This window comes from Streptomyces sp. NBC_00878 (assembly GCF_026341515.1).
In the GTDB taxonomy this organism is placed as follows: domain Bacteria; phylum Actinomycetota; class Actinomycetes; order Streptomycetales; family Streptomycetaceae; genus Streptomyces.
Window position 1 is genome coordinate 6,805,804 of sequence record NZ_JAPEOK010000001.1, and the last position, 13,437, is coordinate 6,819,240.

The window sequence follows — 13,437 nt, forward strand, 5'->3', positions numbered from 1 at the left end:
CCGACTCCTCGACGGACCCGTGCGCGATCGTCGTCCTGCTCACTCGGCGTCTCTCCTTGATCAGCTTGATCGGCTTGATCAGCGGATCCGCCGTTGGCTGGACCCTCCCCGGCCCTGGGGGAACTGTCCAAGGCGAACCGCACGGTGGACAACCGCCGCCAGCCCCTGGATGTCCTCGGTGAAGGTGTCGACGCGGATCCGGCGTCCGCTGTGCAGCCGGATCTCGCACGTGGAGCCCATACCCCGAGCGTCGGCGAGCGGCCGGCTGTCACGGGGGGCGGTGGTGCTCACCTGCGCGACGTCCTTCCAGAGGATCACGGTGGCGGTGCCCGCCACCCGGTGGGTGAACCCCCGCTCGTGGATGTCGAAGCACTGTTCCCGGGTACGGAACGCCTGTACCAGGCGCCAGATCCCCAGCCCCCACCCCGCCAGGCCGACCCCGAGCAGCAGCCCCGCCACCTGCGGGGCCCCCTCGGTGGTGCCCACCGAGGCGATCGCCACCGGCACCCCGAAGGCCATGCCCACCGCCCCGACCCCCAGCCAACTGCCCGCCTGCCGCAGGCGTCGCGCGCCATCGGTGCGGTGCTCCCGCACGAATCCCCCCAGTTGCCTGGCCGCTTCCGTACGCCTCATCGGGTCCCCTCCCGGGTCGTGACCACTGCGAACCGTGCCCCCGCCGCCGACCGAGCCGACCGAGCCGACCCAGCCGGTCGAGCCGGTCGAGCCGGTCGTGGTGTCGCACGGCTCGGCTTCACCGTCCGCACCGTTTCCGCACCGTGTCCATAGGTACCCATCCGTTCGTCCGGTCGGCGAGGGTTGCCTGGGACGCGGTAATCGACGGCCACTCGTGCACGCCCGGCCGCAGTCTCATCCCGTACCTGACAGCACGTCACTCCGTGCGTCGCGCCAGTCGCACACGTCGTACAAGTCACACAAGGGGAGTTCCCATGTCGTCCTTGAACGCGACCTCCGTGAAGGCGTTGTCCGCACGCAGGTCGCGGGCGCCCGGGCTCGCCGACGTGGTCGCCGTACTGCTCACGGAGCCGGAAGCGCCGACGGCAGCGCGGGCGGCAGCGCGGGCGTCAGCGCGGGCCGAATTCGAGGGGTGGCGGTGTGAGGCCGCCGTACACTTCCGCTCATGTCGGTCGTCATAGTCCTGGAAGGCGCCGCCTACGACCGGTTCACGGTCACCGTGTCCCCACTCGCCGAGCTGGCCGCCAGCTTGCACGTGCTGACCGGACACGCCCACCACACCGAGCACGCCGACTGGGCCGAGCGGACCACCGCCGCCGCGCCGGCCGCCTTCAGGGCCGGCCTTGGACGGTTCGCCCCGCTGTGGACACCGCTGCGCTGGCGCGGCTTCTATCCGGGGCTTCCCACGCCGTCGGCGGAACTCACGGTGGACCGGTTCGCCGAGCTCACCGCGTACACCTGCGTCAGCGGCTACCGTGCCTACCGCTTCGGCAGGGTGCTCCACGACCGGGCACAGGCGCGTACGCTGCGCCGGGCCGCTTACGCGCTGCCGGATCCGCACTCCGCCCTCGCCGCGGACCTGCTGCGCGACCCGCAGGCCCTGCGCGCCGACGTCCTCGGCTTCCTCGACTTGTGCCGCCGCGTCTACTTCGACGAGCTGTGGACGCGGACCGAGCCTGTCCTGTCCCGGGCCGCACACCAGCTGCGCCGACGGCTCGCGGACGAGGGGCCCGAGGCGGCCCTGCTCTCGCTCAGCCCGTCCAGCTACCGCCTGGACAGCCCCGCCAGGGTCGTCCTCGACAAGGTGCACCACGCGGTGGTCAGCCCCGCCCGTACGCCGCTGCTGCTGATCCCCACCCACTACGGCGCCCCTCACCTGCTGGTGAAGGACGAGCCGGGGCTGCCCCCCGTCGTGCACTTTCCCGTCGACGCCCCTCGGATCGGCGTCACCCTGGCGCGCAGCCGCATGCTGGCGCTCACCGATCCGCGTCGGGTACGCCTGTGCCGCCTCATCGCACGTCAGGCGATGACGACCGCGGACCTGGCGGACCGGCTGTCGATGACCCGCCCGCAGGTCGCGCGTCATCTGCGCACCTTGCGCGACCTGGGCCTCGTCCAGGTGGAGCGCCACGGCCGCTATGTGCACTACGGGCTCGACCTCACCGCCGTCGAACGCATCGGACAGGACGTGGCGACGGCCCTCCAGTACTGACCATGACCAGGAGGGGGCCCGCATGATGGACCGTTACCCGATCGTCTGCCACCGCGAGCTGCGGCCACGGTGGCGGCGGAGCGCACGGCTGGAGCGGCGCCATCCGCTGATCGCCAGGCGCGATGAGGTTCTTGTGCACAACGTACGGGGGGCGTATACGACCGGGACGCCCGACCCCACCCGGCGTACCGCCGTGACCCTGGTCGATGTCCGCCCCGACAGAAGCGTGTTCGCCCACTGGAGGCTGACGGCATCCGGCGCCCGCAGCTTCCACGTCACCGTGACGTTCCGCTGTACGGTCGTCGCCCCCGCCGAGATCGCACGGAGGCGGCGGGAGGGCGCCCCGTGGGACGTGCAGTACATCCTCGCCCGGGACCTCAGGCCGCGGCAGTTGCAGGGGGAGTACTCCGAGGGCGATGAGGACCGCATGCGCCTGGCCCTGACCGAACTGTTCCAAGCACAACCGGCCCACCGAGACATCGCCGGTGTGCGGGTGCGATTCGCACAGGTGAGTGTGGAGCTAGCCTCGCTGTTTCGCTTGGGTACGACAGCTGTTGAGGTGGAAATACGAAAGTGCCTTCCTGACCTGGGACGATGAACCTTGCTGAGGGGTTCTGTCGGTCCAGGCGGAGGGCACTTTCTACGTGCAGGCTATCGGGTTGCGTCCCAGGGTTCAGGTCAGTGCCGACGGTTCGGGGGTGGTCGGTCATGCCGGGGCACGGGTACTGGCGGATCTCGCTGATGCCACCGGGCTGACCGCCGCGTACTCCGCCGCGCTCAGGCCGCTTCGGCCGCGCGGGACCGGACATGATCCGGGCCGGATCGCCACCGACCTGGCAGTGATGCTCGCCGACGGCGGCGAGGCCCTCGCAGACCTTGCCGTACTGCGGGACCAGGCAGCAGTCTTCGGCCCTGTCGCCTCGACACCGACGGCCTGGCGGCTGCTCGCCGATGTCGACGAGACGGCCCTCGCCGCGCTGGCTTCTGCCCGCGCCCAGGCCCGGGAAGTCGCCTGGCTGCAGGCCGCCGATCACGGTGAGGGCATCCCCGCAGCCCGGGCCGCGGGACGCCCACTGCCCGGTCTGGTCCTGGACCTCGACGCCACGCTGATCACCTGCCACTCCGAGAAAGCGCAGGCCGCACCCACCTATAAGGGCGGCTTCGGCTTCCACCCGCTGCTGTGCTTCCTGGCCAACACCGGCGAGGCGCTGGCCGGCCTGCTGCGGCCCGGGAATGCCGGCGCCAACACCGCGAGCGACCACATCACCGTGCTCGACCAGGCACTCGCCCAGATCCCCGACGCCCACCGGCACGGCACCGACATCCTCATCCGCACCGACAGCGCCGGATCCGCGAAAGCCTTCCTCGCCCACGTCCGCGACCTGCGCCAACGAGGCATCCTCACCTGCTTCTCAGTCGGATACGCCATCACCGGAACGGTCCGCCGCGCCATTCGGGCCATGCCCGACCGCCTCTGGCATCCCGCCCTGGACCAGGACGGAACGCTGCGTGAGGGCGCCGAGGTCGCCGAGCTGACAGGCATGATCGACCTGGACGGCTATCCGAACGGCACCCGCATCATCGTGCGCCGCGAGCGGCCGCACCCCGGAGCCCAGCTGTCCCTGTTCGACCAGGACGAGGGCCGGCGTCATCAGGTGTTTCTCACCGACACCCCCTACTCCGGCGGCGGCTCCGCCCAGTTCCTGGAAGTCCGCCACCGCGGGCATGCATGCGTCGAGGACCACATCCGGTGCGGCAAGACCACCGGCTTCGGACGCTTCCCCTCCCGCGACTTCAACGTCAACTCCGCCTGGCTCGAACTCAGCCTGACAGCGATCGACCTGCTGGCCTGGACGCGCGTTCTGCTGCTGGACGGCGAACTCGCGGCCGCCGAGCCGAAGAAGCTCCGCTACCGACTGCTGCACGTCGCCGCACGCCTTACCCGCGGCGGCCGCCGTCTGCACCTGCGGATATCAGCCACCTGGCCCTGGAGAAACGAACTCGCCGCGGCCTTCCATCGCCTGGCCGCGCTGCCCCGCCCGGCCGGCTGACCGGCAATACCACCTGACCGCCCACGACCCGAAGGACCTGGAGAACCCGACCACCGCGCCGGGCCTCCACCATGCCCGAGCACGCAAATCGCGTCGCCCACCCGACAGCTGACGATCAGCAACGTCTCATCACACCAACCGAAACGGCGAGGCTAGTGGAGGCGAGTGCGGAGACGCGAGACGAGTCCGACGACGACTACACCGAGGCGTGAAGCACCGAGGCGACCGCCGGACACGTACGAACCTGCCGCCGGGCAGCACGATTCCGGGAAACGATCTCCAGCTCCAGCGAGCCGGGAAGCGATCTTCGGGCGGCCATGGCGCCCATGTCAGCTACACCCGTGAACGCCCCTGCCGTACCGTCCGGTGCCGCACCGTGGTCATGGCAGTGCAGCACGGCGGCGACAGCCGGCGCTACCGCCTCGGCCCGGCGAGTGCCCGAGGAGGTGGCGCTGAGGCGGTGACGCTGAGGCGGGGCCATGCGCCTGCTCACGTGCAGTGCCCGTGAGCGTCGCCGTCGCTGAACCGTCTGGTTGCGGAGGCGGTGGGTTACGCAAGCGAGGCGTGTTTCCCTTCGGGGTGAGCAGCGTGCCAGGACGTCGGCAAGGGCAGAACCGCATGGCACATGGCGGTCCTGGTCCGTCTCCCCGGGGAGCAGCCTCAGACACGGCCGCGCCGCCGGGAGACACGCCAACTGGCCTGCCGCGGGGCGCACAGCCAGCCGGAGATCCGGGCGGCCGAGGGACGCGTTGAAGCACGCCTGGAAGCCCGGCCGTAATCCGGCTCATTCGACGTGCGGGTATGCCCCGTTGAGGAAGTCGCCGATCTGACGGCGCATGGAGAGGTGGATGCCGAGGTCGTCGAGGTCTTTCGGCAGGACCCACCGGACGCCGTCAGCCTCGTCGTTGATCGTTGGCTTCCCGCCGGTCGGTTTACCGATGGAGGTGACCTTAAATGCCTGGCGAATCTCTCCGTCGTCGTAGGCGACGACGTGGCCGGGAGGCGAGTAGACACCCAACAGTCCTGTGACCTCCGCGATGATCCCGGTCTCTTCTTCGCACTCGCGGACGGCGCACTGGGCGGGCGATTCGCCGATGTCCTGCGCGCCGCCCGGGAGTGCCCATTAGCCGGTGTCGCGGCGGCGTTGCAGCAGAATGGCGCCATCGTCCCTCGCGACCAGCAGGTTGGAGGCGGGGATCAGCGTGTTCGGCTTGGGCGCTGCGGGATCGTTCCAGTACTCGGTGCGGGCCACGCTCATACTCCTGACTCGGGTGTCCAGGGCTTCGCCGTGTTCCAGACGGCCTCGAAGTTGCCGATGTAGTTGCCGACCACCCTTTGCGCTGACGCACGAGGGGCCCCCTCACATATCCGCCAGGATTGGAGGCCACCGAGTTCGAGGCGGCGGAAAGAACGGACGACTTCGGCGGGCGGTGACGCTTGTCGTACGGCGCGAGTGGGTCGTCACCGTCGGCGTGCGGGAAGGCGCGCGACGGCTGATTCGGCGGTCCGGGTCGGGAATGCTTGCCCATGCTCTCGATGCTTTCAGGTTGCGACCGTTGTCGGCTGAGTGGTGGTGAGGTCCTTCGCCCTGACCCGTACCTCGTCCACTGCGGCTGTCTCGTATGGGCGTGCCACGTCCAGCAGCGTGTTGAGCCTGGGTGTGATGAGCGTGGAGTCAACGAGGCGGCGAAACTGAGTGGTCTACTGCCTTATCCCACCGGAGAGTCGCCTCCACGGCCCGCATGAAAGCCCGTCAAGCATCGGCGTGGACGCCCACATCCGGACCGTCGGCACACTTGGAGTTACGCACATGCAAGCGACCGTCAGTGTGGACGCATTCAGTGCCGCTGCCGTCGCTGTACGAGGACTTGAGTCAGCAGGCTAGGACCGTACGGCCACTACGAAGTCGGCCCAGGCTTGCGGCGCGAAGACCAGCAGCGGGCCGACCGTGTCCTTGCTGTCCCGTACAGCAGTGAAGCCAGGCAGGAGCGCGGCTTCAACGCACTCGGTCTCGTTCCCGCCGCTGTACGACGACTTGAACCATGCGGCGTCCGGTATGCGACCGCTCTCATTGGCCATCTCACAACTCCTCACGAGCATGCTTGATCATCGTCGACGAGGCTTCGATGTCCAAGGCTTGTGCGCGCAAGTATTCGAACGCAAGCCGGTAGCGCTCCAGTTCTTCCTCCTTCTCCATGAAGAGAGAGCCAACGTGGAGGTCGACATACACGACGTCGAGGGCGCGCTCAGTGCCGCCGAGGATGACGAAGCTGCCCAGTGCTGCCGCGTGGGCTCCCCGTGCGAACGGCAGGACTTGCAGTGTCACGTTGGACGACTCCGCCGCGCTCAGCAACCGACCCAGTTGCTCGCGCATGATGTCGCGTGAACCGACGACGCGGCGGATTACCGACTCGTCGAGGATGGCCCACAGGTGAGGCGCGTTGGGCCGGGTCAGGATCTCCTGCCTCTTCATGCGGATGCCGACCAGCCGCTCGATCTCCTCGGGCGAGCGCCTCATCTCGTTGGCCTGCTGCAGGGCGGTCGTGTAACTCCGCGTCTGCAGAAGCCCCGGAACGTAGACGCAAGAGAAGTGATCCTCCCGGACGGCCTCGTCTTCGAGTGTGAGCAGCAGATTCAGGCTCTCGGGGATGGAGTCGGCGAAAGAGTTCCACCAGCCTTGCTGTTTGGCGTCCTTCGCCAGGGCCACAACGGCCCGGCGTTCGGGCTCACTTACCCCGTACGCACGGCACAGTGCGTCGATGACGAGCCACTTCACCGGCCCGGCCTGAGTCTCATACCGGCTGACAGTCGCCTTCGAGACGCCGACAAGCCGACCGGCCTCTTCCAGTGTCATGCCCTTGCCCGCCCTCAACTTGCGCATGGTGGCGCCGAGCTGACGGCGGCGGGTTGTAGCTCTCGCGGACATGTTGTCTTCCTCCCCGGTGTGGCGCCGCACCACATCCCTGGTGAGCGCCAATCAGGCTAGGTCGAACGGGAGTTGGCGGACTACCTGATTCACCCGACCGAGTTCCGTGAGAAGTTACACAGCGAGACTTCTCAATGTCATACTCGCCAACGAAACGTCACGCAATGCATCCGTACGGACACGGTGGGCGCAGCGTTGTGTGACGCGGAAGGAGTGTGGTCATGTCGGAATACGGCAACTTTGAACCGCGGCTTCGCTGCGTGATGCCGTTCGAGGCCGAGCCGGCAGAACTGTGGCTGCTGCGCACGAGAGTCCGCTGCGCGCTTGGGCAGTGGGGTGTGGCGGCCGTGGCCGATGAAGTGGAGTTGATTGTCACCGAGCTTGCGACGAATGTCGTCAAGCACGTAGGAGAGGGGGCTGCTGCGACGTTGGTCTTGGAGCCGAGACCTGACCGGCTGCGTGTGGAACTGCACGACAAGAGCGACACTGTGCCGACCGTCGGCCCTGGAAACTGCGATGAGGAGTGTGGCCGAGGCCTCCATTTGCTCTCCGCGATGAGCTTGGAGTGGGGCACCCTCCTCACGGCCACCGGCAAGGCGGTGTGGTGCGAGATCTCGCTGGATCCTGCGCTCCAATGCGTGCGAGTTCAGCGGGCGGCGGCTGTGCTCGGTGAGTACCGTCGGGTCGTCGGCGCTGACACTGTGGTTGTACCGACCTATGCGGTGTTGGAGGAATCAGTCACCGATGTCATCGCGGACTTGCTCCACTGGCTTGCCGCCCAGGGCGGAGACCCGGACGACGTACTCGACAGAGCCCAGATGCACTTTGAGGCTGAGAATGAGGCGGCCTAGTTGGTCGTGGTTCCAGCCGGCCGGCATAGGCCGTCATGAGTCGGTGCGTGCGGCGTTCAGTATCACGCCAGCGTCTTCGTACTGGTCGTTGTCATGGAGAGCTGCCGCGATGTTCAACGCCGCCTGCACTTCACGGCGAGCCGCTGTGTGCAGCAAGGTCTCAGCAGCTTCCGCGAGACCGGCGGCTCTGTAGGACATGACGACGGCCGGGAACTCGCGAACTGGCAGGGCATTGGCCATGCTCCAAAGGATCATGTATGCATCCCGGGTACGTCCTGCCGCCTGATGACTGCGATAGGCGTCGAGCTCGGCGGCCCGGGATGGGCCTGAGTCCTGGATAAGGTGCCGGTCCCCCTCTCCTGAGGGGACCGGCACCTCATCGCGTGTCGGCAGCGGAGAAACCCGGCCGCGAAGAGGGGTGATGCGCCGCCGCCTGCGACTGCGACGAGCCGCACGAGAGACGCGAGGAGCCGGCTGCTCCGAGTCAGCCGTTCGCTCCTCGACGGGACGTAAGACAGGTATATCGCCGCCCACGCTGCGTTCAATCCGTGCCCGGAGCACTTCGGCACGCATGCTCAGGAGCTTCCCCAGGCAGTACGGCAGCTCGGTGTGCGTCCGCTGGGCAGCCTCCTCCAGGACCTTGTAGATCTTTTCGAGCTTCCCCTGCTCAGGTACGCGGTTGCCGTTCAGGTAACCCGAGATGGCCGCCTCGCCCGCTCCCGCCTTGTCGGCGATGCGGGACTGCGTGAGCGGGACGCTGTCTGTCGTCTCGCGAAGGGCCTCGGTGAAGCGGCGCAGCTCAGCAGGCAGTTCATCGCCAAGAGGCCTACGCCCTCTGGATCTGTCATGCATCGCCCACCCTCAAGACACGTAGAAAACGACGGAAGACCCTCGATTCTGACGGATCGACAGGTCGACGGAGCAGGGTTTCCGGAATTTTCGTGATTCGCAGTGCCGCGAATATTCGCACCTCTGCGAATGCCGGTCAGGGCTGGATTTCCAGGCCAAGCACGGCAAGAGTTATGGCCATCGGCTGGAGCGGGCAGCAATTCAGGGTGCCCGTCTTCACCCTGTGCCGATGCGGTTTCAGCGGACCTGACGTTAGGGGAACGGGATGGCCATGCCGTCATGGACGGATCCGAAGCTGGGCACCATGAAGCGGGCTGCCCTGTGGTTGGTCACCGTTGTAGGCGAGGGGAACGTCTTCACCAAGGAAGACGTCAAGCACGCATTCCCCGGTGTCAGTCAGGCCGACCGTCGGGTGCGGGACTTGCGTGACCACGGCTGGCAGATCGACACCAACCGTGAGGACGCCTACCTCGGACCACACGAGCAGCGATTCGTGAAGCGGGGAGCCCCGGTCTGGGAGCCTGGCAAGGGGTCCAGGCCAAGTACATCGATCACCCATACCCGGCGTCGTGAGGTCCTGGCCAGCGACGGCCACTTCTGTCGGTCGTGTGGGATCACGCCGGGGGAGACGTACGCCGGCACCTTTGAGTCCGCGCAACTCGACATCGCGCGCCGAGTGGTGAAGCAGCCCGACGGCAGCGAGAAGACCGAGCTCGTCACCGAGTGCAACCGATGCCGGGTCGGTGGGCGAGGGACAGCCGCGGACTTGGAGACGTTGCTGGCCGGAATCGCCACCTTGGGGGGCTTGGAACGCAGGATGCTCGCCGAGTGGGTCCATGAGGACAAACGTGACTTCAGTACTGTGGAGCGGTTCTGGGCGGACTACCGGACGCTCCCGGAGGAGTCGAGGGCCAAGGTCCGCGAGGCGCTGAACTCGCTGGTGAGGTAGGTGCTTTCCGCCTCTACGCCCCGCCGTGGAGGCCCGATCGGTAACGACCCTCGTAGTGCGAATCGCCCGCAACTCTTCTTCAGGAGAAAAAATCTGTGAGTAAGGATTTCGGCCGGCCGCCGCTGGCAGAGGAGAACCGGACGCTGGTCGAGCAACGCTTGAAGGAAGCAGCCGTCGGCAAAGGTATCCGGGAGACGCTGACGGTGGAATGGCGTACCCAGCCGCTGCACATTGAGGTCATCGACATGCCGGTGGACTCCCTCTACTACAACCCGGGCACGCACCGCATCCGAGCGCAGCGCAGTCATGACCCGGAGAAAGATCTAACGCTGGACGAGGATCCTTGGTGCCCGGATGGACAGGATTACCTGCACTACTTGCTGAAGGCCCTGCCGGCGGACCCGTCAAAGGGCGATCCTGACTTCGACAAGCTGCTGGAGAGCTTGCGCGACTTTAAACAGAACGAGCCCGGTCTCATCACGCGCGATGGCATTCTCGTCAACGGAAATACCCGTCGCGCTGCTCTCAAGGAACTGGGCGTTGCCAACATCCGGGTAGGTGTGCTGCCGGATTCCTGCACTTGGGATGACATCAACGCGGTTGAGCTCTCGCTCCAGCTCCGTCCCGACAGCCGGCGCGAATACTCATACATCAACCGGCTGCTCACCATCGATGAGCAGCATCTCCTTGGGCGTCCTATGACGGACATCGCACGGGATTTCCGTATTCGCGTGACCACGTGTGAACAGGACCTCTGGATCCTGTCGTGCCTGCGGGACTTGGTTGAGCGTTCCAAAGACGGTGAAGCGCAGCTGCGGCTGCTGGACTTTGAGAAGCAGCAGGAGAAGTTGCGCGAGCTGCATCGGCGGTACGTCAAGGAGGCTGCCGTCAGCAGGGACAACGCGGAACTCCTCAAGGAGCTGAGGCTCGTTGCGATCGCCTTGAACTTCTCGAAGACTGATGTCCGTCTCATCGAGCCTGACTTCAAGGACCGGTACCTGGACCGGAGGCTGCCTGACGGGCTGAAGGCCGCACCCTCTGCTCCATCAGCCATCGCTATCCCCGGCCTCAACCGTTCCGTCCGGTCAGCTGCCCCGAAGGTGGCACAGGCCAAGGCGCTGACGGACATCGTCCTAAAGGCCAGGGCCGTAGAGACGGCTGAGGACGGCAACCTCTCGGAGAGGGGTACGGCCGCGGCCCAGACGTTTGCGTCCGCGCGCGACGCCATCGAAGACGCACTGGAGCCTGCGGGCAAGGACGCCAGGATCCGTAAGCGGAAGCAGGCCGCACCCGACCGCATCGCTGACGCGTGCCAGGACATCGAGCAGTGCATTACGGACCTAGTGCTTGCCCGTGCTTCCCGCAGCCTTGACGAAGAGGCCTTTGACGAAGCGGTGATCAAGTTGCATGAAACCCTCGGCAAGCTGGCCCACGAGTCGGCCCGGAGCATCAAGACACCTGGAGATGGCGTCTCCTGGCTCCTTGACGCAGTCCGGCAGGAGAGCGTGTGACCACGGCTGCTGAACCGTCTCTGCGCATTGCCTTCGATGTCACCCGGACCCGGGCTGTCTTGAGGGCGGCCAAGGGACTCGAGAGCGACTTCGCGCAGCTGGCTTCCCGATTCCCGGCTGGCGGCCAGCGCACCTTGCTCTCCATAGAGGTCGACCTCGACGACTTCCTGACGGGTCTGGACGCGCTGGCCGTCTGGCAGCGCGCCGAAACCGTTGACTGGGAGCAGGACTTGGCCACCCTCGTCGGTGGTGTGCTCGACGACGCGGACGCAGCCGAACAGCGCATTCAGGACCCTGAATTCACCGGGCCAGTCACCCCAGACGACGTCGAGGAGCAGCTTGGCTCGGACTGGTGCGCTGACCTCACAGACTTTCAAAGGCGGGACATCGCTCAGCTTCTGTCGATGCAGCACGGAGCAAATTTCTCCGTGCCGGGTGCTGGCAAGACGCGTGTGGGTCTTGCCATCTTCGCGGCTCTGCGTGCTCGCGGAGACGTACGACGACTCTTGGTCGTCAGTCCTAAGTCGGCGTACGAGTCCTGGAGTTATGAGAGCGAGGTCTGCTTCAGAGACCCGCTCAACGCTCGGGTGATGGGTGGCCGTCCTGATCCCGGTACGGACGTTCTCATCGTCAACTACGAGCGGCTGGGAAGATCCCTCGCAGCACTTGCTTCCTGGCTCCGGGCCGCTCCGGCAATGATCGTCCTCGATGAAGCGCACCGGATGAAGCTCGGGGCCCGGGGCATCTACGGCAGCGCATGCATGGCACTCGGTCCGCTCGCCAGGCGACGGCTCATTCTCACGGGCACGCCGGCGCCGAACGGCGCACGCGATCTGGAGAACCTGCTGTCGTTCGTCTGGCCCGGTCACGGGCGCCGCGTGGTAACGCAGGTGGTTGCTGGCGGAGACCTCGCCCATGCCAGCAAGGTGCTTCGGCCGTTGTTCACACGCACCACGAAGAACGAGCTGGGGCTGCCTCCATACGAGACCCGTATCCGCATAGTAGAGATGCCGCCGTTGCACAGAGAGGTGTACGACGCGCTTGTCGGACGCTATACAGCCCGCGCAGAATCAGGGCGCTCGGACTTCGACGCTCTTGGCAAAGCGATGCTGCGCCTGCTCATGGCTGCGACCAGCCCAGCGCTCCTGCTGGAAGGCGAGAGCCGGTACGCGGCGCTTGAGTACCAGGTTCCGCCGCTATCGGTTCCAGAGACCGATTCTCTGTTCTCACTGATGCAGAACCTGCCCAGCTATGAACTCTCGCCCAAGTACAAGGAAGCGCTCAGCATCGTTGCGAGCAATGCTTCCATGGGCCGGAAGACCTTGGTGTGGACAACCTTTGTGCGTAGTCTCACGACCATGGAGCGGCTGTTCGCTGCCTACGAGCCGGCAGTGGTCCATGGCGGCACTTCGGATCGGGAAGAACAGATTAAGCGCTTCCGGGAAGACCGAGACTGCCATGTTCTCCTATCGAACCCGGCGACACTCGGAGAAGGAATCAGCCTTCACCAGGTCTGCCACGACGCCGTGTATGTAGATCGCGACTTCATGGCTGGCCGGTTCCTGCAGAGCCTCGACCGAATTCATCGTCTCGGCCTCGCTCCGGGCACGGAAACCCGGGTCACGGTGCTGGCCTCCGAGGGCACGATCGATGAGGTGGTTGCTCTCAGGCTGGAGGAGAAGCTCGAATTCATGGGACAGATTCTGGACGACCCATCAGTGCAACAGCTTGCGGATCTGGAGGAAGAGCCCTCTCTTGCAGCAGGTATGGACATGGCTGACGTCCGTGCTTTGCTCAGCCATATCAGTGCTCATGGCACTCGGTGAGGGGACGCGTCGCGCGGCGCTGCGCTGGCTTGAACAACTTCGTGTGACAGACGTCCCCCGTGCTCAAGCGTTGTTCACTCACCATCCGGACTACGCGGACCTCACGCCAGTTCAGTACGCGGAGGGCCTAGTCCGGCTTCGCCGGAGAGGACTGGTCACTGAGAGTGGTCGGCCTGTGGTCTGTGCCGGCACGCATGAACGGAGGGACAGGGCAGCACCGTCCCGTGTTGCCCAGGTCCATTGGGATCCAGCCGCTGACGCCGCTCGTCGGGACACGGGAGCCGCAGGT

Annotated in this window: 11 protein-coding genes and 2 pseudogenes; 7 read left to right on the plus strand and 6 right to left on the minus strand. The window is 66.3% G+C overall.

Annotated elements, in window-relative coordinates; all coding sequences use genetic code 11:
* Positions 1-78: 78 nt before the first annotated feature.
* Entirely contained in the window at positions 79-633 is a 555-nt protein-coding gene (locus OHA11_RS29560; RefSeq protein WP_266501573.1) for a hypothetical protein, read from the minus strand.
* A 505-nt stretch (positions 634-1,138) separates the two neighbouring features.
* Here OHA11_RS29560 and OHA11_RS29565 point away from each other — a divergent pair.
* Genes OHA11_RS29565 through OHA11_RS29575 form a run of 3 tightly spaced genes read left to right on the plus strand, consistent with a single transcriptional unit; the run spans position 1,139 to position 4,236 of the window.
* Positions 1,139-2,185, plus strand: coding sequence for a DUF5937 family protein (locus OHA11_RS29565; RefSeq protein WP_266501575.1), 1,047 nt, complete (start codon positions 1,139-1,141; stop codon positions 2,183-2,185).
* Between the two features lie 22 nt (positions 2,186-2,207).
* Positions 2,208-2,783, plus strand: coding sequence for a hypothetical protein (locus OHA11_RS29570; RefSeq protein WP_266501578.1), 576 nt, complete (start codon positions 2,208-2,210; stop codon positions 2,781-2,783).
* 16 nt (positions 2,784-2,799) lie between these two features.
* Entirely contained in the window at positions 2,800-4,236 is a 1,437-nt protein-coding gene (locus OHA11_RS29575; RefSeq protein ID WP_266507551.1) for an IS1380 family transposase, read from the plus strand.
* A gap of 784 nt (positions 4,237-5,020) precedes the next feature.
* On the opposite strand, the pseudogene OHA11_RS29580 reads toward OHA11_RS29575, so the two are convergent.
* The 4 genes and pseudogenes from OHA11_RS29580 to OHA11_RS29600 all read right to left on the minus strand — a co-directional run bounded on the left by OHA11_RS29580 (position 5,021) and on the right by OHA11_RS29600 (position 7,162).
* Positions 5,021-5,488: pseudogene (locus tag OHA11_RS29580) on the minus strand (NUDIX hydrolase).
* 501 nt (positions 5,489-5,989) lie between these two features.
* Positions 5,990-6,094 (minus strand): annotated as a pseudogene (locus tag OHA11_RS29590) (DUF397 domain-containing protein); the annotation flags it as partial.
* A 23-nt stretch (positions 6,095-6,117) separates the two neighbouring features.
* Positions 6,118-6,315 carry a DUF397 domain-containing protein gene (locus tag OHA11_RS29595; protein ID WP_266501581.1) on the minus strand — a complete coding sequence of 66 codons (198 nt, stop codon included), beginning with the start codon at positions 6,313-6,315 and terminating at the stop codon, positions 6,118-6,120.
* A 1-nt stretch (position 6,316) separates the two neighbouring features.
* Entirely contained in the window at positions 6,317-7,162 is an 846-nt protein-coding gene (locus OHA11_RS29600; RefSeq protein ID WP_266501583.1) for a helix-turn-helix transcriptional regulator, read from the minus strand.
* Positions 7,163-7,383: 221 nt separating this feature from the next.
* On the opposite strand from OHA11_RS29600, the gene OHA11_RS29605 reads away from it, so the two are divergent.
* Complete coding sequence (locus OHA11_RS29605; RefSeq protein WP_266501586.1) at positions 7,384-8,013, plus strand: ATP-binding protein; 630 nt, start codon at positions 7,384-7,386, stop codon at positions 8,011-8,013.
* A 33-nt stretch (positions 8,014-8,046) separates the two neighbouring features.
* Here the strand turns inward: OHA11_RS29605 and OHA11_RS29610 are convergent, their stop codons facing one another.
* Positions 8,047-8,865 carry a helix-turn-helix transcriptional regulator gene (locus OHA11_RS29610; RefSeq protein WP_266501589.1) on the minus strand — a complete coding sequence of 273 codons (819 nt, stop codon included), beginning with the start codon at positions 8,863-8,865 and terminating at the stop codon, positions 8,047-8,049.
* Between the two features lie 262 nt (positions 8,866-9,127).
* Between OHA11_RS29610 and OHA11_RS29615 the strand changes: the two genes are divergently transcribed.
* The 3 genes from OHA11_RS29615 to OHA11_RS29625 all read left to right on the plus strand — a co-directional run bounded on the left by OHA11_RS29615 (position 9,128) and on the right by OHA11_RS29625 (position 13,148).
* A complete protein-coding gene (locus OHA11_RS29615) occupies positions 9,128-9,811 on the plus strand; it encodes a hypothetical protein (protein ID WP_266501591.1) in 684 nt (227 codons plus the stop codon).
* Between the two features lie 95 nt (positions 9,812-9,906).
* A complete protein-coding gene (locus tag OHA11_RS29620) occupies positions 9,907-11,322 on the plus strand; it encodes a transcriptional regulator (RefSeq protein ID WP_266501592.1) in 1,416 nt (471 codons plus the stop codon).
* Complete coding sequence (locus tag OHA11_RS29625) at positions 11,319-13,148, plus strand: DEAD/DEAH box helicase (RefSeq protein ID WP_266501593.1); 1,830 nt, start codon at positions 11,319-11,321, stop codon at positions 13,146-13,148. Before OHA11_RS29620 ends, OHA11_RS29625 begins: the two co-directional genes overlap by 4 nt.
* The last annotated feature ends 289 nt before the right edge of the window (positions 13,149-13,437 follow it).

Coding starts and splice junctions, on each gene's coding strand:
- OHA11_RS29560 (WP_266501573.1), bottom strand. CDS start 633: ATGAGGCGTACGGAAGCGGCCAGGCAACTGGGGGGATTCGTGCGGGAG.
- OHA11_RS29565 (WP_266501575.1), top strand. CDS start 1,139: ATGTCGGTCGTCATAGTCCTGGAAGGCGCCGCCTACGACCGGTTCACG.
- OHA11_RS29570 (WP_266501578.1), top strand. CDS start 2,208: ATGATGGACCGTTACCCGATCGTCTGCCACCGCGAGCTGCGGCCACGG.
- OHA11_RS29595 (WP_266501581.1), bottom strand. CDS start 6,315: ATGGCCAATGAGAGCGGTCGCATACCGGACGCCGCATGGTTCAAGTCG.
- OHA11_RS29600 (WP_266501583.1), bottom strand. CDS start 7,162: ATGTCCGCGAGAGCTACAACCCGCCGCCGTCAGCTCGGCGCCACCATG.
- OHA11_RS29605 (WP_266501586.1), top strand. CDS start 7,384: ATGTCGGAATACGGCAACTTTGAACCGCGGCTTCGCTGCGTGATGCCG.
- OHA11_RS29610 (WP_266501589.1), bottom strand. CDS start 8,865: ATGCATGACAGATCCAGAGGGCGTAGGCCTCTTGGCGATGAACTGCCT.
- OHA11_RS29615 (WP_266501591.1), top strand. CDS start 9,128: ATGGCCATGCCGTCATGGACGGATCCGAAGCTGGGCACCATGAAGCGG.